Origin of the sequence: Burkholderia sp. KBS0801, from assembly GCF_005937855.2 — a bacterium.
Lineage (GTDB): Bacteria > Pseudomonadota > Gammaproteobacteria > Burkholderiales > Burkholderiaceae > Burkholderia > Burkholderia ambifaria.
Map to the genome: position 1 here is coordinate 1,839,699 of NZ_CP042177.1, position 23,414 is coordinate 1,863,112.

A 23,414-nucleotide genomic window follows, 5' to 3' on the forward strand; every position below is an offset into this window, starting at 1 on the left:
TGGGGGTTTCGTGAATCGCTCCGGTTCCCGCGCCGTGCTGCTGATCGGCACCGCGCTCGTCCTTGCCGCCTGTCACCCGAAGGAAGCCGCGGCGCCCGCGCCGCGCCCGGTCGTCGCGTTGCCCGCGCGCGCCGACGGCGCCGCGGTCGCGACCACGCTGCCCGGCGAGATCCAGCCCCGTTATGCGACGCCGCTGTCGTTCCGCATCGCCGGCAAGATCATCGAGCGCAAGGTGCGGCTCGGCGATACGGTCAAGGCCGGCCAGGTCGTCGCGCTGCTCGATCCGTCCGACGTCGAGAAGAACGCCGCGAGTGCGCAGGCGCAGTTCGATGCCGCGACGCACAGCCTCGCATTCGCGAAGCAGCAGCTCGAGCGCGACCGCGCGCAGGCGCGCGAGAACCTGATCGCGACCGCGCAGCTCGAACAGACCCAGAACAGCTACACGTCGGCGCTCGCGCAGCGCGACCAGGCGCAGCAGCAGCTCGCGCTCGCGAAGAACCAGCTCCGCTATGCGACGCTCGTCGCCGATCACGCGGGCACCATCACCGCGGAACAGGCCGACACCGGCCAGAACGTATCGGCCGGCCAGGCCGTCTACCAGCTCGCGTGGTCGGGCGACGTCGATGTCGTCAGCGACGTGCCCGAGGCCGCGCTCGCGTCGCTCACGCCCGGTCATGCGGCGAGCGTCACGCTGCCGTCGCTGCCGGGCCGCCAGTTCGCCGCGAAGGTGCGCGAGATCGCGCCGGCCGCCGATCCGCAGAGCCGCACCTATCGCGTGAAGCTCACGCTCGCCGCGCCCGATCCGGCCGTGCGCCTCGGGATGACCACGAACGTCGCGTTCGACGGCGCACCGGTTGCCGGCAACGCGCCGAGCATCACGCTGCCCGCGACCGCGCTGTTCCACGACGGCCCGCATCCGGCCGTGTGGGTCGTGCGCGCCAAGGACGACACGCTCGAACTGCGCCGCGTCGAGGTCGCGCGCTTCAACGAACGCACCGTCACCGTGTCGCAGGGGCTGCAGCCCGGCGAACGCGTCGTGCTGCAGGGCGTGCATACGGTCAGCGCGGGCGAGAAGGTGCGGCCGGTCGCGCCGCTGCACCCGCAGGACTTCGCGTCATGAGCGCCCCCCGCGAAGAAGGCCGCTTCAACCTGTCGGCATGGGCGCTGCGCCACCAGGCGCTGGTCGTCTACCTGATCGCGCTCGCGACGCTCGCGGGCATCCTCGCGTACACGCGGCTCGCGCAATCCGAAGATCCGCCGTTCACGTTCCGCGTGATGGTGATCCGCACGTTCTGGCCCGGCGCGAGCGCGCGGCAGGTGCAGGAACAGGTGACCGACCGGATCGGCCGCAAGCTGCAGGAAACGCCGGCCATCGACTTCCTGCGCAGCTATTCGCGGCCCGGCGAATCGCTGATCTTCTTCACGATGAAGGACGCGGCGCCCGTGAAGGACGTGCCCGAGACCTGGTACCAGATCCGCAAGAAGGTCGGCGACATCGGCTATACGCTGCCGCCCGGCGTGCAGGGCCCGTTCTTCAACGACGAGTTCGGCGACGTCTACACCAACATCTGGACGCTCGAAGGCGACGGCTTCACGCCCGCGCAGCTCCACGACTATGCGGACCAGCTGCGCACCGTGCTGTTGCGCGTGCCGGGCGTCGGCAAGGTCGACTACTTCGGCGACCCCGACCAGCGGATCTTCATCGAGGCCGACAACACGCAGCTCACGCGCCTCGGCATCTCGCCGCAGCAGCTCGGCCAGGCCATCAACGCGCAGAACGACATCTCGTCGGCCGGCGTGCTGACGACCGCCGACGATCGCGTGTTCGTGCGGCCGAGCGGCCAGTTCGACAATGTCGCGGCAATCGCCGACACGCTGATCCGGATCAACGGCCGCACGTTCCGGCTCGGCGATCTCGCGACGGTGAAGCGTGGCTACGACGATCCGGTCGTCACGCAGATGCGCGCGAACGGCAAGGCCGTACTGGGCATCGGCGTGACGATGCAGCCGGGCGGCGACGTGATCCGGCTCGGCAAGGCGCTCGATGCCGAATCGAAGGACCTGCAGGCGCAGCTGCCGGCGGGCCTCAAGCTGACGCTGGTGTCGAGCATGCCGCACGCGGTCGCGCATTCGGTCGACGATTTCCTGGAAGCCGTCGCCGAAGCCGTCGCGATCGTGCTGGTGGTGAGCCTCGTGTCGCTCGGCCTGCGCACCGGGATGGTCGTCGTGATCTCGATTCCGGTCGTGCTCGCCGTGACCGCCCTCTTCATGTACCTGTTCGACATCGGGCTGCACAAGGTGTCGCTCGGCACGCTGGTGCTCGCGCTCGGGCTGCTCGTCGACGACGCGATCATCGCGGTCGAGATGATGGCCGTGAAGCTCGAACAGGGCTACAGCCGCGCGCGCGCCGCCGCGTTCGCGTACACGAGCACCGCGTTCCCGATGCTGACGGGCACGCTCGTCACGGTGTCGGGCTTCCTGCCGATCGCGCTCGCGAAGTCGAGCACCGGCGAGTACACGCGCTCGATCTTCGAGGTGTCGGCGATCGCGCTGATCGCGTCGTGGTTCGCGGCCGTCGTGCTGATCCCGCTGCTCGGCTATCACCTGCTGCCCGAGCGCAAGAAGCACGCACACGAAGCCCACCTGCCGGACGATCACGAGCACGACATCTACGACACGCGTTTCTACCAGCGGCTGCGCGGCTGGGTCGACTGGTGCATCGAGCGGCGCTTCGTCGTGCTGCTGATCACCGGCGCGCTGTTCGTCGTCGCGCTGATGGGCTTCTCGCTCGTGCCGCAGCAGTTCTTCCCGAGCTCGGATCGCCCCGAGCTGCTCGTGGACGTGCGATTGCCCGAAGGCGCGTCGTTCGCGGCGACGCTGCGCGAGACCGAGCGCCTCGAGAAAATACTCGACAAGCGGCCCGAGATCGATCATTCGGTGAACTTCGTCGGCAGCGGCGCGCCGCGCTTCTACCTGCCGCTCGACCAGCAGCTGCAGTTGCCGAACTTCGCGCAGTTCGTCGTCACCGCGAAATCGGTCAAGGATCGCGAGAAGCTCGCCACCTGGCTCGAAACCACGCTGCGCGACCAGTTCCCGGCCGTGCGCTGGCGCCTGTCGCGGCTCGAGAACGGCCCGCCCGTCGGCTACCCCGTGCAGTTCCGCGTGAGCGGCGACGACATCGCGACGGTGCGCTCGATCGCCGAGAAGGTCGCGGCGACGATGCGCGGCGACGCGCGCACGGTGAACGTGCAGTTCGACTGGGATGAGCCGGCCGAGCGCTCGGTGCGCTTCGAGCTCGACCAGAAGAAAGCGCGCGAGCTGAACGTGACGTCGCAGGACGTGTCGAGCTTCCTCGCGATGACGCTGTCCGGCACGACCGTCACGCAGTATCGCGAACGCGACAAGCTGATCGCGGTCGACCTGCGCGCCCCGCGTGCGGACCGTGTCGATCCGGCGAAGCTCGCGGGCCTCGCGCTGCCGACGCCGAACGGCCCCGTGCCGCTCGGCTCGCTCGGCCGCTTCACGCCGGCACTCGAATACGGCGTGGTGTGGGAGCGCGACCGGCAGCCGACGATCACCGTGCAGTCCGACGTACGCGCGGGCGCCCAGGGCATCGACGTCACGCACGCGATCGACGGCAAGCTGAATCCGTTGCGCGCGCAACTGCCGGTCGGCTACCAGATCAACATCGGCGGATCGGTCGAGGAAAGCGCGAAAGCGCAGTCATCGATCAACGCGCAGATGCCGCTGATGGCGATCGCCGTGTTCACGCTGCTGATGATCCAGCTGCAGAGCTTCTCGCGCGTGCTGATGGTCGTGCTGACCGCGCCGCTCGGGCTGATCGGCGTGGTCGGCACGCTGCTGCTGTTCGGCCAGCCGTTCGGCTTCGTCGCGATGCTCGGCGTGATCGCGATGTTCGGGATCATCATGCGCAACTCGGTGATTCTGGTCGACCAGATCGAGCAGGACATCGCGGCCGGCCACGGACGCCTCGACGCGATCGTCGGCGCGACCGTGCGGCGCTTCCGTCCGATCACGCTGACGGCCGCGGCCGCCGTGCTCGCGCTGATCCCGCTGTTGCGCTCGAACTTCTTCGGGCCGATGGCGACCGCGCTGATGGGCGGGATCACGAGCGCGACCGTGCTGACGCTGTTCTACCTGCCCGCGCTGTACGCCGCGTGGTTCCGCGTGAAGCGCGACGAACGCGACCCGCACGAACCGCCGCACGACGGCACGCCTGCCGCGCCGTCGGGAGCCTGACCATGGAACTGTCGATGAACCTGAAAACGAAGGCCGCGCGGGCGCTCGCGGCCGCGAGCCTCGCCGGGCCGCTCGCCGGCTGCGCATGGTTCGCGCCGAGCGGCGAGCCGCCCGCGATGCCGTCGCCCGCGCATTACGGCGCCATGCCCCAAGTGCAGCAGACGGTGTCCGCGCAAGGCGTCGCGCAGCAGTTCGAGGTCGGCGCGCAGCCGGTGCCCGACTGGTGGAAGGAGTACCGTTCCGATGCGCTGAACGCGCTCGTCGACGAAGGGCTGCGCAACAGCCCGACGCTCGGCGCGGCGTCGCATTCGCTGGATGCCGCGCGCGAGCAGCTGCGCGGGCAGATCGGCAGCTCGATGCTGCCGTCGATCGACGCGGGCGCCCAGGCCACGCGCCAGCGCGCGCTCGGCGTGCCGATTCCCGCGCTCGGCGCGCCGACGCTGCTGTACGACACGTTCGTCGGGCAATTGCAGGCGAGCTACACGATCGACCTGTTCGGCGTGTCGCGCTTCGCGAATCGCGCGCTCGCGAAACGCGTCGACGTCAGTGCGTTCCAGCTCGAATCCGCCCGGCGCGCGCTGGCCGCGAACATCGTCACCGCGTCGATCACCGTCGCGGTGCTCAATGCGCAGATCGAGACGACCGAGCGGCTCGTCGCGCTCGCGAACGATCAGGCGCACGACGCCGAACGCCGCCATGCGCTCGGTTCGGCGTCGCGCAGCGACGCGCTGACTGCACGGCAAAGCGCCGATACGTTCGCGGCGAGCCTGCCCGCATTGCGCCAGCAACGCGACTCGGCCCGCCATGCGCTCGCGGTGCTGGTCGGCCGCACGCCCGACCGGCCGCCGGCCGATCTCGCGCTCGCCGATCTGCACCTGCCCGAGCAGGTGCCCGTCGTCGTGCCGTCGGATCTGCTGCAAAGCCGCCCGGACATCCAGGCCGCCGACGCCGGGCTGAAGGCCGCCGCGGCCGAAGTCGGCCTCGCGACCGCGCAGATGTTCCCGCAGCTGTCGCTGTCGGCGGCGATGGGTAAAGGCGGCTTCAGCTGGCCGACGATGCTGTCGGGCGCCGGCTCGATATGGAACGTCGGCGCGTCGCTGAGCCAGCCGATCTTCCACGGCGGTGCGCTGCTCGCCCAGCGTCGCGCGGCGAAGGCGACCTACGAGGCCGCGGTCGACCAGTACAAGCAGGCCGTGCTCGGCGCGTTCCAGAATGTGGCCGATTCGCTCGCGGCGCTCGAGCACGATGCCGAGGCGCTCGACGCGTCGTCGCACGCCGCGCTTTCCGCCCGCGGCGCGTACGACGACGCGGCCGCCCGCGTGCGGCTCGGCGCGCTGCCGCCGTCGGCCGCGCGTGCCAGCGAACTGCAGTACCGCAATGCGCGGCTCGACGAGCTTCGCGCGACCGGCGCACGGTTCGCGGATACCGCGCGGCTTTACCAGGCGATGGGCACGCCGCCGGTCGGCGGCGTCGGCAAGGACGGGAAAGCCGGGAAAGCCGACCCGGCCGGCAATCCTGGCAACGCGGCTCACGACACCCCCGACGCCCACGCGCGCACGGCCGCGCCCGACGCGCCGCCTTCGCCGCCTTCGCCGCCGTCACTGCAATAACGCGCGGTTTCTCCTTCAGGCCCACGGCGCGCGGGGCCCTCCCGCGCGCCGATCCGCGATCTTCCACTTGACCCTCACGTAGCGTAACGTTCGAGACTCCAGTGTGCGCACCGAACGGAGGAACGAATGCGACTGAAAGTGGGAGAACTGGCGAAACGCAGCGGGCTGACCGTCCGCACGCTTCATCACTATCACGCAATCGGTCTGCTGACGCCGTCGGCGCGCGCCGACAACGGCTACCGGCTGTACGACCGCCACGACATCGCCCGGCTCCACCAGATCCAGGCGTTGCGTCGCTTCGGACTGTCGCTCGCCGAAATCGGCGATCACCTGAACCAGCCCGGCACCACCCCGCTCGTCGATCTCATCTCGAAGCAGATCGCGCTGCTCGACCGTCAGCTCGCGCAGACCGCGCAGTTGCGCGAGCGCCTCGTGAGCCTGCACGCGCAGCTCGCGGCGGGCACGGAGCCGGAACTGGCCGATTGGCTCACCACACTGGAGTTGATGACCGTGTACGACAAATATTTCTCCGAGGAAGAACTCGCGCGCATGCCGATGTACCAGAAGAGCCAGGCGGGCGACGCGGAATGGATTTCGCTCATCGGCGAGGTCCGTGCGCTGTACGACGCGGGCGTGCCGCCCAAGGACGAGCGCGTGCGTGCGCTCGCCGCGCGCTGGATGGCGCTGCTCGTGCGCGACACGAACAACGACCCGCGGCTGCTCGCCAAGCTGAACCTGATGCACGAACGGGAACCGGCGATGCAATCGAAGATCGGCATTTCGACCGCGCTGCGCGACTATGTGGTGCGCGCGACGGCGGAGACGAAAATGCGCATTTTCGAGAAGTATCTCGCGCCGGACGAGATCCGCTTCATGCGCGCGCACTACGGCGAACGCGCGCTGGAATGGCCGCAACTGATGGCCGACGTGCGCGATGCGATCGACGCGGGTGCGACGCCCGATTCGCCGCAAGGCCGCGCGCTCGCGCAGCGCTGGCTCGATCTGTTCTGCAGCTACGCGGGCCACGATCCGGCCACGCACGCGAAATTTCGCCATGCGCTGATGAACGAGCCGGCGCTGACGAAGGATTCGTGGACCGACGACACGCTGCTCGGTTTCGTGCGCGACGCGATGGCGCAGCTTGCGCCTGCGCGCTGAGCGTGTTGAGCGCATGAAGGTGCGGGCAGCAGGCGGGTTTCCCGCATGCCGCCCGTTTCACCATTTGCAGCCGGTGTCGCGAACCGCATCCAGTGCGAGCATCGGCAACGCGAGCAGGCCCGCGCCCGAATAAGCGTGCCGGCAGTCGGCGCGACGGGCGTCCGACATGCCGTCGGCCAGCTTCGCGTCGACGGTGTCGCGGCTCGCAGCCGAGCCGCCGGACGACGCGCCCAATGCACCGACGGCCACCTGCGCCGGACTGCGCGCCGCCGCATGCCGCGAGCCGATTGCATCCAGATCGCGGCGCCAGTCGAGGTCGGGGCTTGATGCGGTCTCGGGATGATTTTCAAGTCGGTTTGCGATTGCGCCGGCAGGTGTCTCGCGTTGCCGATGCGAAACGCCCGCCATCTCCGAAGTCGACCGCATCGTCATGCGCGACGTTGCAACCGCGGCGGATCGTTTCGTCGATCGCACGGCGCTCTCGACGCCGCCCTCACCCGCGATCGGGCCGGTTCGCCCGGCGTCACGCGTGCGCTCCGCGGGCGTGGGCTGCGCGGGGATCAGCTCGACACGCAGCGTGATCCGGGGCGGCGCCCCGGCTTTCAGGCCGGTAGCCGTCGGTGCCTGTTGCAGCACGTACCATCCGAGCAGGTGAATCGATACGGAAACTGCGACGGCCAGTGCGACGATGCGCGGCCGACGGCACCCCACCGTCTCGACACGTCGCGGCGGCGATGTGTCAGTCCGGCTCGCCGACACCGTCATCGCTGAACGCGAGCAGGTCGCCGGGCTGGCAGTCGAGATAGCGGCAGATGGCTTCGAGCGTCGCGAAGCGGATGCCCTTCACCTTGCCCTGCTTGAGCAGCGACAGATTCTGTTCGGTGATGCCGACGGCCGCCGCGAGATCCTTGGAGCGGACCTTGCGCGTCGCGAGCATCACATCGAGCCTGACTACGATCGTCATCGCGCGCCTCAGACGAATTGCCGATGCTCGGCGTCGAGCTCGCTCGCCTGCCGGAGAATGTGCGCGATGACCGCGATGCACGCCGCGGTGAACAGCGCGACCACGTACGGCAGGCTGAAGCCGATGCTGACCACATGATGGCCGACCGGTTCGCGCAGCGTCGCCCACATGCTCAGCAGCGGCTCGCACAACAGGCTCAGCAACACCCACAGGCCGATCGCACGCCCCGTCTTGCCGAGGTGGCCGGCCGCCTGCACGGAGAAATAGTCGCGGCGCGCGTAGGTGCGAAACAACGCGCGCAGATGACGCAGGCCGTTTGCGAGCGCAATCAGCGGCACGCTCGACAACAGGATGCCGACCGCCTTCTGCCACCACGGGAACGCGGCGACGTCCACGCGCAGGTTCGAGATCACCGAATCGGTGAGGCCGAACACGAGGCCGGGCCCGGAGGCCCCGTTCAGTGACGGAAACGCCCAGCACGCGGCATTGAGCACCAGCATGCCGACGATGAACCCCAGCGTGACGGTGGCCATCTGCTGGCTGATACGGGCGATGCGATCGGAATGCATGAGAAATCCTCGACTTCGAATGAACGAGCGTCGATTGTACGTCGATAGTTATCGTAAAACGATAATTAATTGTTGTTTAATTGTGATTTTTTATTGTTCAACATGCTCCGCCGGTATCGGCCGGCCGCCCGTATCATGCGCAACGGCCCGGCGGCCGCCTACTCGTACTCGCGCCTGCTGATCGCGCGCCAGTGCTTCGTCATGTAGCGCAGGAACACCGGCTGGGCCTTCAGGTCCACATTTGGCACCGGCGCCGCGCCGCCGTCCACGAGCTTGCCCTTGACCGTGACGGCTTCCTCGCCGCGCAACACGTATTTCGTGCCGGCGTCGATCAGGAAGTACTTGACCTGGTCGGCGCTGACGTCGCCGCGGCAGCCGATCCTGTAGGCGAACAGGAACTGCTTGCGGCCATTGCCGAGCAGGTCGCGCATCTCGATCGACGCGGGCACGACGTCGAGGATCACGTCGACCGGGCATGCCTTCACGTAGTCGCGCACGGTCCAGTCGGGCCGGCCGTCGAGCGTCGCCGACACCTTGAGCTCGACGTCGTCGCCGGTCGTGGTTCGGGCCAGCGTCACCGCATGCGCGCCGGCCGCATCGGTCCACGTGTAGTCGGCGGCCCGGGCCGGATTGGCCAGCGCGGCGGCTGCAAGCAACAGGCAACGCGAAAGGAAACGTCTTTTCATCGGCGATGGCAGTGGAATCGAACGCGCCATTATCGACAAAGCCGCGTGCGGCCACCAGCGTCGCGCCATCGTTCAGCACTCGCGCGAGCCGAGGCCGAGCGCCTTCATCCGCCGGTACAGCGTCCGTTCGCTCATCCCGACGTGCTCGGCAAGCGCCTTGCGCGTGCCGTCGAACGTGCGCGCGATGCGCACGAGCTCCGCGTCCGACAGGCCGCGCACGTGCGCGTCACGCTCCTGCGGCGCCGCCGCCACGACGAGTTCGGCCGGCAGGTGCTCGACCCGGATCGTGCCGTCGTCCGCGAACAGGCACGCGCGTTCGAGCACGTTGCGCAGCTCGCGGATGTTGCCGGGCCATGCATACGCATCGAGACACGCGCGTGCGCGCTCGGTCAGCACAAATGGCCGGGCCGCGAACGGCCGGGCGCTCGCATCGCCCGCGTTGCCGCGCGCGTTCGCGATGCGGCGCAGGATCGATTCGGCCAGCAGCGCGACGTCGCCCTGCCGTTCGCGCAGCGCCGGCAGCGGAATCGGAAACGCGTTGATCCGGTAGTAGAGGTCCTGCCGGAACCGCCCGTCGTCGATCATCTCGCGCAGCGGCTTGTGCGTGGCCGCGACGAGCCGGAAATCGGCGCGCAGCGCCTCGACGCCGCCGACCCGCCGGAACGTCCCCGACTCGATCAGCCGCAGCAGCTTCACCTGCATCGGCAGCGGCACGTCGCCGATTTCGTCGAGAAACAGCGTGCCGCCCTGCGCGGTCTCGACGAGGCCCGGCTTGCGCTGGTTCGCGCCGGTAAACGCGCCCTTCTCGTAGCCGAACAGCTCGCTCTCGAACAGCGTCTCGGCGATGCCCGAACAATCGACGACCACGAACGGCCCCATCGCCCGCGCGCTCGCCTCGTGCAGCGCCCGCGCGAACAGCTCCTTGCCGGTACCCGATTCACCGAGCAGCAGCACGGGCAGCATCGACGGCGCGACGCGCTGCAGCGCGCCGAGCGCCGCATTGAACGCGTCGGCGCCGCCGACGAGCCCTTCCGCGCTGGGCTGCGCGGATGCACTGCGCACCGTCGTCAGCCGCTCGACGTACGCGATCACGCCGCCGTGCGCGTCGAAGATCGGCCGCAATTCCACGTCGACGTGCTCGGGGCCGCGCGGCGTATGGTGAATGTGCAGCACGCGGTTCAGGCTGCGCGACTCGAGCGCCTGCTTCATCGGGCAATGCTCGCCGGCCTGGTCGCACGGCACGTCGTAGTGATGCGACACCTGGAAGCAGTGCCGGCCGACGTGCTCGACGCCCGCCACGCCGAACTGGCGCCGGTACGCATCGTTCGCCGCGAGGATGCGGTAGTCGGGATCGAGGACGATCATCGGCTGCGGATCCTGTTCCAGATACGCGACGAGTGCGCGCACGTCGGGCATGACGGCGGGCGACGGTGCGGGAACGATCGGAATGGTGTCGTGCGGATTCATGGGCAGGCGAGAGAACGGATGGCCGAGCGAACTGCCAGGCCGACTGCCAATTCTGCCACGACACTGCCAGACATGGCAGTCCGCGCCGGCGGCCATTCGCCGGCCGTGCCCGCGACGCATCGCGATCGCGCCGAAAATCCAAACCGAATCAAGCACCTGCCGGATCGTCCAGCCTCGAGGCGCGGATTGGCACGCTTCTTGAACATGGGATTGCCGATTGCCTATGCAGAACCCGATCGAGGACATCCCGTGAGCCATGCCCCCATGCTGTCGGTCGAAGGCTTTTTCGACCCGGCGACCCACACCGTCAGCTATCTGCTGCTCGAGACCGAGAGCCGCGCGTGCGCGCTGATCGACAGCGTGCTCGACTACGACCCGAAGTCCGGACGCACGCGCACCGCCAGCGCCGACCGGCTGATCGCCCGCGTCGCCGAACTCGGCGCGACCGTGCACTGGCTGCTGGAAACGCACGTGCACGCCGACCACCTGTCGGCCGCGCCGTACCTGAAGGCGCACGTCGGCGGCCGGATCGCGATCGGCTCGCACGTGCGCCGCGTGCAGCACGTGTTCGGCACGCTGTTCAACGCCGGCCCCGGCTTCGCGCAGGACGGCAGCCAGTTCGATCGCCTGCTCGACGACGGCGACACGCTCGCGCTCGGCGCGCTGACGATCCGCGCGCTGCATACGCCGGGCCATACGCCCGCCTGCCTGACGTACTGCGTCGACGATGCGACGCAGCGCGCGGCGTTCATCGGCGACACGCTGTTCATGCCCGACTACGGCACCGCCCGCTGCGACTTCCCCGGCGGCGACGCACGCACGCTGTACCGCTCGATCGCGCGCGTGCTGAGCCTGCCGCCCGACACGCGCCTGTACCTGTGCCACGACTACCAGCCAGGCGGCCGCGACGTGCAGTTCGTGACGACGGTCGCGGAGCAGCGCCGCGCGAACGTGCACGTGAAGGACGGCGTGACCGAGGACGATTTCGTCGCCATGCGCACCGCGCGCGACGCGACGCTCGACATGCCGGTGCTGATGCTGCCGTCCGTGCAGGTCAACATGCGCGCCGGCCACCTGCCCGAGCCCGAAAACAATGGCGTGCGCTACCTGAAGATCCCGCTCGACGCGATCTGAGCCGCCGCCCCGACCGGAGAACCCCGACATGACCATCCGCCCGCTGACCGACCTCGTGTCGGTCTCGCCCCAGATTGCCGCGACCGACCTGCCCGCGCTGCACGCGGCGGGCATCCGCGCGATCGTCTGCAACCGTCCGGACGGCGAAGGCGCCGACCAGCCGACCGTAGCCGAGATCCGCGCCGCCGCCGCGCCGCTCGGCATCGCCGTGCATTACCTGCCCGTCGATACCGGCAAGGTCACCGACGAGCAGGCCGCGCAGTTCGGCGCGCTCGTCGCGACGCTTGTGGGCCCCGTCCTCGCGTACTGCCGCAGCGGCATGCGCTCGGCGACGCTGTGGGCGCTGTCGCAGGCTGGCCGGCGGCCGGCCGCAGACATCGTCGCGCTCGCCGCCGCGGCCGGCTACGACCTCGGCGCGCTCGCACCGCGTCTTGCGCAAGGCGTCGCGCCCGGCGGCGATCAGGCCGCACCGGCCGTCGATGCGCGGCACGACATCGTGATCGTCGGCGCGGGCGCGGCCGGCGTCGCGGTCGCGTCGAGCCTGCTCGCGCGCGACGCGTCGCTCGATATCGCGGTAATCGACCCGGCCGATACCCACTATTACCAGCCGGGCTGGACGATGGTCGGCGCGGGTGTGTTCCGGCCCGACACGACCGCGCGCCGGATGGCCGACCTGCTGCCGCGCGGCGTGAAATGGATCCAGGCGGCGGTCGCCGGCTTCGAACCCGACGCACACGCGGTCGTGCTCGACGGCTGCCGGCGCATCGGCTACCGCAGGCTGGTCGTGTGCCCGGGGCTCAAGCTCGACTGGCAAGCGATCGACGGCCTCGCGCAGACACTCGGCCGCAACGGCGTCACGTCGAACTATCGCTACGATCTCGCGCCGTACACGTGGGAACTGGTGCAGGCGTTCCGCGGCGGCAACGCGCTGTTCACGCAGCCGCCGATGCCGATCAAGTGCGCGGGCGCGCCGCAAAAGGCGATGTACCTGTCGTGCGATCACTGGCGGCGCACGGGGCGCCTCGGCGCCGCGAACGTCGAGTTCCTGAATGCGGGCGGCGCGCTGTTCGGCGTCGCCGACTACGTGCCGGCGCTGATGGAATACGTGAAACGCTATGACATCGCGCTGTCGTTCGGCCACAACCTCGTCGCGATCGACGGGCCGGCGCGGCGCGCGACGTTCACGCGTGCGCTGCCCGACGGCGGCACGGAAACCGTCGAGCGGGCGTTCGACATGATCCACGTCGTGCCGCCGCAGAAGGCGCCCGATTTCGTGCGCGCGAGCCCGCTCGCCGACGCGGCCGGCTGGATCGACGTCGATCCGGCGACGCTGCGGCACCAACGGTTCGCGGACATCTTCGCGCTCGGCGACGTCACCAATACGACCAACGCGAAAACCGCCGCGGCCGCACGCAAGCAGGCGCCCGTCGTCGCGCACAACCTGCTTGCGTCGCTCGGCCGCGCGCACGGCAACGCCGCATACGACGGCTACGGATCGTGCCCGCTCACCGTCGAGCACGGCAAGATCGTGCTCGCCGAATTCCTGTACGGCGGCAAGGTCGCGCCGACCTTCCCCGCGTGGCTGATCGACGGCAGGCGTCCGTCGCGGCTCGCGTGGCTGCTCAAGGAGCGCGTGCTGCCGCCGCTCTACTGGAAGGCGATGCTCAAGGGCCGCGAATGGCTCGCCAAGCCCGCGATCGCCCGTTGACCGGAACCCGCTGACATCATGCTGATCTCCCTCGTACTCGGCGGCTTCGTCGGCGCCGTGCTCGGCCTCACCGGCGCGGGCGGCGGCATTCTCGCGGTGCCCGCGCTCGTCGCCGGGATGGGCTGGCCGATGCAGCAAGCCACGCCCGTCGCGCTCGTCGCCGTCGCGGGCAGTGCCGCGCTCGGCGCGCTCGAAGGGTTTCGCCGCGGGCTCGTGCGCTATCGCGCGGCGCTGCTGATGGCCGTGGCCGGCGTGCCGCTCACGACGCTCGGCGTGCGGCTCGCGCACGTGCTGCCGCAGCGCGTGCTGCTGGCGCTGTTCGCGCTGACGATGCTGGTCGTCGCGGGCCGCCTGCTACGGCAGGCGCTGCGCAACGCGCCGGGCGACACGGCCGAATCGCCGCTGTGCGTCGGTCGCGTGAATCCCGATACAGGCCGGCTCGTGTGGTCCTGGCCGGTCGGGGTCGCGCTGGCGTCGACCGGCGCGGTGACGGGACTGATGACGGGGCTGCTGGGTGTCGGCGGCGGCTTCGTGATCGTGCCGATGCTGCGCAAGTTCACGAACGTGTCGATGCACGGCGTGGTCGCGACGTCGCTGATGGTGATCGCGCTGGTCGGCACCGGCGGCGTGTTCGCGACGCTCGTGTCGGGCACCCGCGCGCCGCTCGACATGATGCTGTGGTTCACGGTCGCGACCGCGCTCGGGATGGCCGTCGGCCGCAGCGCGTCCCGGCACCTGTCCGCGCGGCACGTGCAGGCCGGCTTCGCGGCCGTGCTCGTCTGCGTCGCGTGCGGGCTGCTGGTGAAGGCGGCGTTCAGCGCATAAGCCGCACGCCGCGCGCACCCCAAAACAAAACGCCCGGCCCGACTCGTCGTCGGCACCGGGCGTTGTTCGTTGCGTGCGCAACCTGTGCGCGGAACGTCAGACGGCGAACGCGGCCATCCGCTTGCGTTCCTGACGCAGCATCACGAAGTTCGCGATCACGACGCCTGCCGTCACCGCGATGATGAACAGCGTCGCGAGCGCGTTCATCTCCGGATTCAGGCCGAGGCGCACGCGCGAGAACACGACGAGCGGCAGCGTCGTCGAACCGGGGCCCGACAGGAACGCCGACAGCACGAGGTCGTCGATCGACAGCGTAAACGCCAGCAGCCAGCCCGCGATCAGCGCCTGCGAGATCAGCGGCAGCGTGATCGTGAAGAACACCTTCAGCGGCGTCGCGCCGAGATCGAGCGCGGCTTCCTCGAGCGACGGATTGAGCTCGCGCACGCGCGACTGCACGATGATCGCGACGTACGAGATGCACAGCATCACGTGGCCGAGCCAGATCGTGAACACGCCGCGCTCGGCGGGCCAGCCGATCCACTTCGCCAACTCGATGAACAGCAGCAGCAGCGAGATGCCCTGGATCACCTCGGGAATCACGAGCGGCGCGTTGATCATTCCGCTGAACAGCGCGAAGCCGCGAAAGCGGCCCATCCGCGCGAGCACGAAGCCGGCCCACGTGCCGATGAACACCGACGCGAACGCGGTCAGCACGCCGATCCTCAGCGACAGCCACGCGGCCGTCAGCAGCTCGTCGTCGTCCACGAGCGCCGCGTACCAGCGCAACGAGAAGCCCGACCACACGGTGACGAGCTTCGACTCGTTGAACGAATAGACGATCAGGCTGATGATCGGGATGTACAGGAACGCGAAGCCGGCAAACAGCGCCGCGAACTGCAGGTAGCGATTCGGCTTCATCGACGGCGGCCCTCCTGCTCCTTCGCCTGGAAGTGCTGGAACATCGCCATCGGCACGAGCAGCAGCAGCACCATCGCACAGGTCACGGCCGACGCCATCGGCCAGTCTGCGTTGTTGAAGAACTCATTCCACATCACGCGACCGATCATCAGCGTGTTCGCGCCGCCGAGCAGTTCCGGAATCACGTACTCGCCGACCGCCGGAATGAACACCAGCAGGCAGCCCGCGATGATTCCGTTCCTCGACAGCGGCAGCGTGATCTGCACGAACGCCCGCCACGGCCGGGCGCCCAGGTCATACGCGGCTTCGAGCAGGCGCAGGTCCATCTTCACGAGGTGCGCGTACAGCGGCATCACGAGGAACGGCAGGTACGAATACACCATCCCGATGTACACCGCGTAGTTGGTGCGGTACAGCTCGATCGGCGTATGGGTCAGGCCGATCCACATCAGGAAGTTGTTCAGCAGCCCGTTGTTCTTCAGGATCCCGATCCATGCGTACACGCGGATCAGGAACGACGTCCAGAACGGCAGCATCACGCCCATCATCAGCAGGTTGCGGGTCGCCGGGTTCGAACGCGCGATGTAGTACGCCATCGGATAGCCGATCAGCAGACACAGCAGCGTCGTGATCGCGGCGACCACCACCGAATTCACGTAGGTCGCGAAATACAGGCTGTCGGTGAGCAGGAACGCGTAGTGCGACAGGTTCAGCGCGATGTGCACCACGCCGTCAGTGTACGACGCGAGTTCCGTGTACGGCGGGATGCCGAGCTGCAGCTCCGCGAAGCTGATTTTCACGACCAGCACGAACGGCACGAGGAAGAACAGCACGAGCCATGTGTACGGCCCCGCGACGACCGCCGAGCCGCCGGTCAGGTTGAAGCGCCGCACCGGCCATGCGAGCAGGGACTTGAACGCGTTCATGACGTCAGCACCACGCCTGCGGTCGCGCTCCAGCGCACGTAGATCTCGTCGCCGAGCGACGGCGTGTCGAGCTCGGTGATCGCGAGGCTCGACACGTTCGCGATCACCGTCTTGCCCGCGTCGAGCTTCACGTGATACAGCGAATAGCCGCCCATGTACGCGACGTTGGTGATCCTGCCGCGCGCCCAGTTGAACGCGCCTTCGGGCGGCTTGCGCGTGAGCGCGATCCGCTCGGGGCGCACCGACACCGTGACCGGCATCCCGAGCGGGCCGGTGATCCCGTGGCTCACGTACAGCCGGCTCGGCAGCTCCGGGGATTCGATGTACACGTGGTCGGGTTCGTCCTCGACCGTGACGCCGTCGAACAGGTTCGTCGAGCCGATGAACTCGGCCGAGAAACGGCTGTTCGGATATTCGTAGACTTCGTTCGGCGAGCCGATCTGCACGATCTGCCCTTCGCTCATCACGGCGAGCCGGTTGGCCATCGTCATCGCCTCTTCCTGGTCGTGCGTGACCATGATGCAGGTGACGCCGACCTTCTTCAGGATGTTGACGAGCTCGATCTGCGTGCGCTGGCGGATCTGCTTGTCGAGCGCCGACATCGGCTCGTCGAGCAGCAGCACCTTCGGGCGCTTGACGAGCGAGCGCGCGAGCGCGACGCGCTGCTGCTGGCCGCCCGACAGCTGGTGCGGCTTGCGCTTCGCGTACTTGCTCATCTGCACGAGCTCGAGCGCCGCGGCGACGCGCTCCTTCAGCTCGGCCTTCGGCGTGCCTTCCTGCTTCAGGCCGTAGGCGACGTTCGCCTCGACCGACATGTGCGGGAACAGCGCATACGACTGGAACATCATGTTCACGGGGCGCTTGTACGGCGGCATCTGCGCGAGGTCCTCGCCGTCGATCAGGATCTTGCCCGATGTGACCGTCTCGAGGCCCGCGAGCATCCGCAATAGCGTCGACTTGCCGGAACCCGAGCTGCCGAGCAGCGCGAACAGCTCGCCCTGGCGCACCGTCAGGTTCACGCTGCGCACCACTTCGGTCTCGCCGAATTTCTTGACGGCGTCGACGATCTGGACAAAGGTCTCGGCGCGCGTAGTCGCGCCGGACGAAGGAACGAAGGACGGCGCGCCCGCAACCGGCGCACCCGACTGGCTATTCATGATGTGCTGCTTCTCTCCTGCGTTTGACGAACAAAGCCCCCGGGGGCACCAGGGGCTTCATGACTGCTGGCTCACTTCGGCTCGCGTCAGCGGCCCGATTTCAGCTCGGTCCACAGACGCGTCTGCAGACGCTGGATTTCAGGCGGCAGCGGCTTGAGCAGGAACAGCGTCTTCACGACGTCGGCCGGCGGGTAGACGGCCGGGTCGTTCGCGACGTCCGGCCGCACGTACTTGCGGGCCTCGGCGTTCGCGCTCGGGTAGTACACGGCGTTCGTGATCGCCGCGTGCACCTTCGGATCCTCGATGTAGTTGATCCACTGCAGCGCGGCGTCCTTGTTCTTCGCGTCCTTCGGAATCGCCATCACGTCGAACCAGACCGGTGCGCCGCCCTTCGGAATGTAGTACTCGACCTTGTACGGCTTCTTCGCTTCGATCGCGCGATGCTTCGCGATCACGACGTCGCCCGACCAGCCGTACGCGAAGCAGATGTCGCCGCCGACCAGGTCGTTGATGTAGCCCGACGAGTTGAACTGCGTGATGTACGGGCGGATCTTCTTCAGCACTTCCATCGCGGCCTTGTAGTCGGCCGGGTTCGTGCTCATCGGATCCTTGCCGATGTAGTGCAGCGCCGCCGCGAACATCTGGTCCGGCGCGTCGAGCACCGACACGCCGCAGGCCTTCAGCTTCGAGAGGTTTTCCGGCTTGAACAGGATGTCCCAGTTGTCGAGCGGGACCTTGCCGAGCGCCTGCTGCGCCTTCGTCAGGTTGTAGGCGAGACCGGTCGTGCCGTATGCCCAGGGCACCGTGTACTTGTTGCCCGGATCGGCGCCGGCGACGAGCGCCATCAGTTGCGGATCGAGGTGCTTGAGGTTCGGCAGCTTCGACTTGTCGAGCGGCGTGAAGATGCCGGCCGCGATCTGCTTGCCCGCGTAGTTGCTGGTCGGCACGACGATGTCGTAGCCCGAACTGCCCGTCAGCAGCTTCGCCTGCAGCGTGTCGTCGCTGTCGTAGTTGTCGTAGCGAACCTTGACGCCCGTCTGCTTCTCGAAGTTCGGGATCGTGTCCTTCGCAATGTAGTCCGACCAGTTATAGATATTGAGCTGCGTATCCTTCGCCGCTGCGGCCGACGCACCCACGCACAGCGCGAGCGCTGCGAACCGGCCCACTACCTTTGCTTTCATCCCGTTCTCCCTCCGGCCGGACCGTGTGTCCGGCTGCCGTCTGCCTCGTCATGGCGGCGCATTGCGGCACGCCGCCCCTCGAAAACCCCGAACGCTACCATCATTCGCGCGCCGTCACAAAAAAATCATGCCCGTGTCGCGCAAACGGAACAGATTGCTGTCGCAAGCCGCCCGGGCGGCCCGCACGGCGGGGCGTTCCGGGGGAATTCTATCGGTTAATCGACGCCTGTCCATCAGGAAAAGAAAGCGGTGGCAAAATCGCGTGCGCACCGGCGGCGCGCCGGGCATCCGGCCGGCTGCCCGGCCTCCATGCATTAAAATGACGCCCTGACGATTTCACGGCGCAAAACCTTCCGATGGCCTCCAATCTCCACGACCTGCCCGACAGCCCCTGCATCGGCGTCTGCTCGACCCTCTTCGACGAAGTCTGCAAGGGCTGCGGCCGCACGGCCGCCGAAGTGTCGAACTGGGTGTTCCTGAGCGACGACGAAAAGCGGGCCGTGTGGGAGCGCATTACGCGCGAGGGCACCGCGATGCGCTTCCAGTACGACAAGCTGTAAATCCGCCGCACAAAAAAAGAGCGGCATGCCGACTGCCATGCCGCCAACCCCAACTCTGTTCTTTTTTGCGCGCGCCTAGAACTTCATCCCGACGCCCACGCCGACGATCAGCGGATCGATGTGCAGCGTGCCGATGCCCTTGTCGCCGAGCGTCGCGTCGGTGCTCATCCAGATCTTCTTCACGTCGACGTTCATGAACACCTTCTTCGTGAGCTGCACGTCGACGCCGAACTGCAGCGCCGGGCCGAAGCTGCTCTTGTTGATCGACACGCCCTCGCCGCCGACATTGAGCCCGTTGTTGTAGAAGTACGTGTAGTTCAGGCCCGCGCCGACGTACGGGCGCACCTTGCCGGCATGGTTGAAGTGGTACTGCAGCAGCAGCGTCGGCGGCAGCACGCCCACGCCGCCGAGATTGCCGAGGCTCGACGTCATCTGATGCCGCGACGTGCCGAGGATCAGTTCCACCCCGAGGTAGTCGCGGATCATGTACGTGAAGTCGAGCTCCGGCACGATCGCGTTGTTCACGCCCGTGTTGATCGCGCCCAGCGTGTCGCTCGCGCGCTCGTTCGGCTGGATGCTGATCGCGCGCAGCCGGACCAGTACGTCACCCTGGTTGATGCCGTCACCCGGCGAAGCCGCGTGCGACAGCGAAGGCAGCGCGGCGAGACTTGCCGCGATGGCCGCGACGGTGACACAAGTTCGAATCGTTTTATGCATGGTGCGGACCCCTGAAGAATGTATTCCATTCTCCCTGTAGGGTCTTTTGAGCATCTTGATATTCGTCAAGCCAGCGTAAACCTCGGACGGTTTGTCGCAGGCTCCGCTGCGCGCCCCGTCAGCAGCAGATCGAGCAGATCGCGCACGCTGCGGATCGCGTTGCCGAACGGCAGCGCTTCGCGGCCGCGGAAGAACAGGCCGTTCGCGACGTCGCCGCGCAGCGCGGCCGCGAGCCGCGTGTCGATGCAGAAATGGCCGAACTTCTCGATGCCGTCGCGCAGCCCGCAGACGCTCAGGCATTCGAGCGCGGTCGGGCAGCGCTGCCGGAACGCGCCGAGCTTGTCGCGAATGCGCGTTTCGTTGCGCAGGTAGCGATCGAGCCAGGGCGTCTTCACCGCGCGCGCCGGCAGTCCCGTCACGCTGACGAATTCGACGATGTCATCGGGCAGCGCATCGGCCAGCACGCGCTTGAAGTTCGGATGCGCGTCGCCCTCCTCCGTCACCGCGAACGGGGTGCCCACCTGCACGCCGTTCGCGCCGGCCGCCAGCGCCGCACGCACCGTGTCGTGACTGTTGATCCCGCCCGCGACGATCAGCGGGATCGCCTCGCGCGCGAGGCCGAGCGATGCCATCACCTGTGCGGTCTCGTCGAGCACGCGCGCGAAATCGAAGCGCGCATCGTGCATATCGTCGATCTGCGTGACGCCGAGGTGGCCGCCCGCATGCGCGGGATGCTCGATCACGATCGCATCGGGCAGCCGCCCCTTCTTCATCCACTTCTTCAGCACCAGCGCGATGCCGCGGCTGTCCGACAGGATCGGGATCAGCGCGATGTCGTGCCCCTGCGTGAGGTCGGGCAGATCGAGCGGCAGGCCGGCCCCCATCACGATCGCGTCCGCGCCTTCGTCGCACGCGACGCGCACGTAGTCCGCATGTGCGCTCACCGCCTTCATCACGTTGACCGCGATCATCCCGCGCCCTTCGCTGTAGGTTTTCGCGAGGCGAATCTCGCGTGCGAGCGCGTCGAGGTTCGCGGCTTCGAGCGTCGCGCGGTCGGGGTTCGCGCGGCAGCGCGCGAGCAGGTCCGCATGGTGGTGACGCAGGTCGATGCTGGCGATCGTGCCGAGCGCGCCTTCGCGCGCGACGCTGCCGGCGAGGCGGTGCGCGGAAATGCCGACGCCCATGCCGCCCTGCACCACGGGCAGCAACGAGCGGCCGCGAATCTGGAGCGGCGGAAAGGAAGTGCGTGCGGTCATCTGAACCTCGTCGAAACATCGAAAATCGGAAACGCGATGATCGACGATCCACCGGTGCGCACCTTGACGGCCGTCAATAAAAAACGGCACGCGAGCGTGCCGTTGCGGGTCATGCGGGGTAAAACGCTCAGGCCGGATTCGCCGGCTTGAGCTGCATCGACTTGTACTCGAGATACTCTTCGAGCCCGTACACGCCGTTCTCGCGGCCGTGCCCCGACTGCTTGTAGCCGCCGAACGGCGCAGCGCCGTTCCACATGCCGCCGTTGATGTCGACCTGACCCGTGCGGATGCGGCGCGCGACGCGCATCGCGCGTTCGTCGCTGCCCGCCCACACCGCGCCGCCGAGCCCGTACGGCGAATCGTTCGCGATGCGCACCGCTTCGTCTTCGTCGCGATACGTGATGATTGACAGCACCGGCCCGAAGATCTCTTCCTGTGCGATCGTCGATTTCGGATCGACGCGGCCGAACACCGTCGGCTTCACGAAGAAGCCCTTCGCGAGCCCTTCCGGCAGGCCCGTGCCGCCCGTCACGAGTTCCGCGCCGTCGTCGATCCCGCGCTGGATATACGCCTGCACGCGCTGCTGCTGCGCGGCCGACGCGAGCGCGCCGAGGCGCGTCGTTTCGTCACGCGGATCGCCCGCGACATACGCTTCGGCCGCCTTCTTCGCGATCTCGCGCGCCTCGTCGTAGCGCGCCTCCGGCACCAGCATCCGCGTGTGCGCCGAACAGGTCTGGCCCGCGTTCAGGTAGCACGCGTTGACCGTGCCCTTCACCGCCGTCGCGAAATCGGCATCGTCGAGGATCACCGACGCCGACTTGCCGCCGAGTTCGAGCGCGACGCGCTTCACACCCGCGGCCGCGAGTTCGGCCACGCGCTTGCCGGCACGCGTCGAACCGGTGAACGACACCATGTCGACGTCCGGATCGGTCGCCAGCACCTCGCCGACGACCGGGCCATAACCGCACACGAGGTTGAACACGCCCGGCGGCAGGCCCGCTTCGTGAATCGCTTCGGCGAGCATGAATGCATTGAGCGGCGCGACTTCGGACGGCTTCAGGACGACCGTGCAGCCGGCCGCGAGCGCCGGTGCGACCTTCAGCGTGACCTGGTTGAGCGGATAGTTCCACGGCGTGATCGCCGCGACGACGCCGACCGGCTCGCGCACGACCAGCGAGTTGCCGACCGTCGCCTCGAATTCGAACGATTCGGCGAGCTTCGCGTACGCCTTCCAGTTGTAGATCGGGCCGCCGACCTGGATCGCACGCGACAGCTTGATCGGCATCCCGACTTCGCCGGTGATCGACTGCGCGAGTTCCTCGCTGCGCGCCTGCAGGCGCTCGACGATCTTGCGCAGGTAGCCCGCGCGCGTCGCGGCCGGCGTCGCGGCCCATGCGTCGAATGCCGCGCGCGCCGCGCGGATTGCATCCTGCGCGTCCGACGCGACGCCTTCGGGAATCCGGCCGATCACGGCCTCGGTACCCGAGTCGATCACGTCGATCGTGCCCGTGCCGGCCGGTTTGCGCCATGCGCCGTCGATGTAGAACTGGTCGTAGATTTTCATCGTTTTCCGCCTCCAGGGAAGCCGACATTCTAGCGAGCGTTTCCGTCCGCTGGTGTGACGATTGACAGCCGTTCGAAAGGACCCGGCGCTATCGCGCCCTTGCTGTGCCGCCGGCGACGCAGGCCGGCGCGCCCTCCGCGCAGCCGCCGCAGCGTCAGGATCCGCCCGGGTGCGCGGGCGGGCTCGCATCGTGCTATGTTTTTATTATCGGCATCGGCCCGTTGGGGCCGGCGCCGCCCGGAATCGACGCATTTCGTGAGCGCTGCCATGTCCGACGCATCCCACACTCTCGGCTCGCAAGACCGCCTGGAACTGCTTTGCTGGCTCACCTGCGGCAATCTCGGCGCGTTTTACCTCAACGAATCGTGGCCGGACGCCACGTTCCAGGTCCAGGCCGCGCACCGCTGGCTCGACCGCCATCACCGTCAGGCCGACTGGCTCGCGGTCGCCCGGCTCGCGGCGCTCGCGCAGGACATCGCGAAGCGGCATGCGGGGTTCGTCGACGCGTCGTGGGCGCGCGACGCAGTGGAGGAAATCGTCGATACCGACGATCTCGACTATCGGGCGAAACTCGTGCAATGGGTGTACGAAGACTGCTGCAAGGCGCTCGCGGACAAGCGGCTGGCCGATTGAGCCGCATCTGGAGCCGCATGCGTGCAGGCGGCTCACTCACTATGCGCCGGGGTTTTATCGTCGATGCGGACGCAGCAGCTGGAATCTCTGGCGGGGTATGGGCGCACGCGCACCGCCGTCT

Annotated in this window: 21 protein-coding genes; 9 read left to right on the forward strand and 12 right to left on the reverse strand. The window is 68.2% G+C overall.

All coding sequences use genetic code 11. The features are described from left to right. Window positions 1-10: 10 nt before the first annotated feature. From FFI87_RS08770 to FFI87_RS08785, 4 genes are all read left to right on the forward strand, one after another. On the forward strand, window positions 11-1,120 hold the full coding sequence (locus FFI87_RS08770) for an efflux RND transporter periplasmic adaptor subunit (RefSeq protein ID WP_138847674.1): 1,110 nt from the start codon (window positions 11-13) through the stop codon (window positions 1,118-1,120). Then, window positions 1,117-4,260 carry an efflux RND transporter permease subunit gene (locus FFI87_RS08775; RefSeq protein WP_138847673.1) on the forward strand — a complete coding sequence of 1,048 codons (3,144 nt, stop codon included), beginning with the start codon at window positions 1,117-1,119 and terminating at the stop codon, window positions 4,258-4,260. The genes FFI87_RS08770 and FFI87_RS08775 overlap by 4 nt, the downstream gene beginning before the upstream one ends. A 2-nt stretch (window positions 4,261-4,262) precedes the next feature. Then, complete coding sequence (locus tag FFI87_RS08780; protein WP_138847672.1) at window positions 4,263-5,870, forward strand: efflux transporter outer membrane subunit; 1,608 nt, start codon at window positions 4,263-4,265, stop codon at window positions 5,868-5,870. Between the two features lie 126 nt (window positions 5,871-5,996). After that, window positions 5,997-7,028, forward strand: a complete 1,032-nt coding sequence (locus FFI87_RS08785; protein WP_138847671.1) for a MerR family transcriptional regulator — start codon at window positions 5,997-5,999, stop codon at window positions 7,026-7,028. Between the two features lie 57 nt (window positions 7,029-7,085). Here FFI87_RS08785 and FFI87_RS08790 read toward each other — a convergent pair whose 3' ends face one another. From FFI87_RS08790 to FFI87_RS08810, 5 genes are all read right to left on the reverse strand, one after another. Continuing rightward, on the reverse strand, window positions 7,086-7,793 hold the full coding sequence (locus tag FFI87_RS08790; RefSeq protein ID WP_138847670.1) for a hypothetical protein: 708 nt from the start codon (window positions 7,791-7,793) through the stop codon (window positions 7,086-7,088). Next, entirely contained in the window at window positions 7,768-7,992 is a 225-nt protein-coding gene (locus FFI87_RS08795) for a helix-turn-helix domain-containing protein (RefSeq protein ID WP_011656947.1), read from the reverse strand. Before FFI87_RS08795 ends, FFI87_RS08790 begins: the two co-directional genes overlap by 26 nt. Before the next feature lie 8 nt (window positions 7,993-8,000). Beyond that, on the reverse strand, window positions 8,001-8,561 hold the full coding sequence (locus FFI87_RS08800; RefSeq protein WP_138847669.1) for a DUF2975 domain-containing protein: 561 nt from the start codon (window positions 8,559-8,561) through the stop codon (window positions 8,001-8,003). A gap of 158 nt (window positions 8,562-8,719) precedes the next feature. Beyond that, complete coding sequence (locus FFI87_RS08805) at window positions 8,720-9,247, reverse strand: M949_RS01915 family surface polysaccharide biosynthesis protein (RefSeq protein ID WP_138847668.1); 528 nt, start codon at window positions 9,245-9,247, stop codon at window positions 8,720-8,722. 72 nt (window positions 9,248-9,319) lie between these two features. Further along, the gene (locus FFI87_RS08810) at window positions 9,320-10,714 is read right to left on the reverse strand and encodes a sigma-54 interaction domain-containing protein (RefSeq protein WP_138847667.1); all 1,395 of its coding nucleotides are present in this window, start codon (window positions 10,712-10,714) and stop codon (window positions 9,320-9,322) included. A gap of 264 nt (window positions 10,715-10,978) precedes the next feature. Here FFI87_RS08810 and FFI87_RS08815 point away from each other — a divergent pair, with 264 nt between their 5' ends. Genes FFI87_RS08815 through FFI87_RS08825 form a run of 3 tightly spaced genes read left to right on the forward strand, consistent with a single transcriptional unit; the run spans window position 10,979 to window position 14,381 of the window. Beyond that, window positions 10,979-11,848 carry an MBL fold metallo-hydrolase gene (locus FFI87_RS08815; RefSeq protein ID WP_409995111.1) on the forward strand — a complete coding sequence of 290 codons (870 nt, stop codon included), beginning with the start codon at window positions 10,979-10,981 and terminating at the stop codon, window positions 11,846-11,848. 28 nt (window positions 11,849-11,876) lie between these two features. Then, window positions 11,877-13,556: a bifunctional protein tyrosine phosphatase family protein/NAD(P)/FAD-dependent oxidoreductase gene (locus FFI87_RS08820; protein ID WP_138847665.1), complete on the forward strand. Its 1,680-nt coding sequence runs from the start codon at window positions 11,877-11,879 to the stop codon at window positions 13,554-13,556. A gap of 18 nt (window positions 13,557-13,574) precedes the next feature. Further along, window positions 13,575-14,381: a sulfite exporter TauE/SafE family protein gene (locus tag FFI87_RS08825; RefSeq protein WP_138847664.1), complete on the forward strand. Its 807-nt coding sequence runs from the start codon at window positions 13,575-13,577 to the stop codon at window positions 14,379-14,381. A 96-nt stretch (window positions 14,382-14,477) separates the two neighbouring features. Here the strand turns inward: FFI87_RS08825 and FFI87_RS08830 are convergent, their stop codons facing one another. The 4 genes from FFI87_RS08830 to FFI87_RS08845 all read right to left on the reverse strand — a co-directional run bounded on the left by FFI87_RS08830 (window position 14,478) and on the right by FFI87_RS08845 (window position 18,563). Beyond that, complete coding sequence (locus FFI87_RS08830) at window positions 14,478-15,299, reverse strand: ABC transporter permease subunit (protein ID WP_138847663.1); 822 nt, start codon at window positions 15,297-15,299, stop codon at window positions 14,478-14,480. Continuing rightward, window positions 15,296-16,225: an ABC transporter permease subunit gene (locus FFI87_RS08835; RefSeq protein WP_126227927.1), complete on the reverse strand. Its 930-nt coding sequence runs from the start codon at window positions 16,223-16,225 to the stop codon at window positions 15,296-15,298. Before FFI87_RS08835 ends, FFI87_RS08830 begins: the two co-directional genes overlap by 4 nt. Further along, the gene (locus FFI87_RS08840) at window positions 16,222-17,382 is read right to left on the reverse strand and encodes an ABC transporter ATP-binding protein (protein ID WP_012363956.1); all 1,161 of its coding nucleotides are present in this window, start codon (window positions 17,380-17,382) and stop codon (window positions 16,222-16,224) included. Before FFI87_RS08840 ends, FFI87_RS08835 begins: the two co-directional genes overlap by 4 nt. Before the next feature lie 86 nt (window positions 17,383-17,468). After that, window positions 17,469-18,563, reverse strand: a complete 1,095-nt coding sequence (locus FFI87_RS08845) for a polyamine ABC transporter substrate-binding protein (RefSeq protein ID WP_138847662.1) — start codon at window positions 18,561-18,563, stop codon at window positions 17,469-17,471. Between the two features lie 356 nt (window positions 18,564-18,919). Here FFI87_RS08845 and FFI87_RS08850 point away from each other — a divergent pair, with 356 nt between their 5' ends. Then, window positions 18,920-19,123, forward strand: a complete 204-nt coding sequence (locus tag FFI87_RS08850) for a DUF1289 domain-containing protein (protein ID WP_006493160.1) — start codon at window positions 18,920-18,922, stop codon at window positions 19,121-19,123. A 75-nt stretch (window positions 19,124-19,198) separates the two neighbouring features. Here the strand turns inward: FFI87_RS08850 and FFI87_RS08855 are convergent, their stop codons facing one another. The 3 genes from FFI87_RS08855 to FFI87_RS08865 form a co-directional block, all read right to left on the reverse strand. Beyond that, window positions 19,199-19,840 (reverse strand): OmpW/AlkL family protein, encoded by a 642-nt coding sequence (locus FFI87_RS08855; RefSeq protein ID WP_138847661.1) that lies wholly within the window; start codon window positions 19,838-19,840, stop codon window positions 19,199-19,201. Between the two features lie 65 nt (window positions 19,841-19,905). After that, complete coding sequence (locus FFI87_RS08860; protein WP_012363959.1) at window positions 19,906-21,096, reverse strand: NAD(P)H-dependent flavin oxidoreductase; 1,191 nt, start codon at window positions 21,094-21,096, stop codon at window positions 19,906-19,908. Window positions 21,097-21,223: 127 nt separating this feature from the next. After that, on the reverse strand, window positions 21,224-22,660 hold the full coding sequence (locus FFI87_RS08865) for an aldehyde dehydrogenase family protein (protein ID WP_138847660.1): 1,437 nt from the start codon (window positions 22,658-22,660) through the stop codon (window positions 21,224-21,226). Window positions 22,661-22,927: 267 nt separating this feature from the next. On the opposite strand from FFI87_RS08865, the gene FFI87_RS08870 reads away from it, so the two are divergent. After that, window positions 22,928-23,293 carry a hypothetical protein gene (locus tag FFI87_RS08870; protein ID WP_011656964.1) on the forward strand — a complete coding sequence of 122 codons (366 nt, stop codon included), beginning with the start codon at window positions 22,928-22,930 and terminating at the stop codon, window positions 23,291-23,293. Window positions 23,294-23,414: the final 121 nt, after the last annotated feature.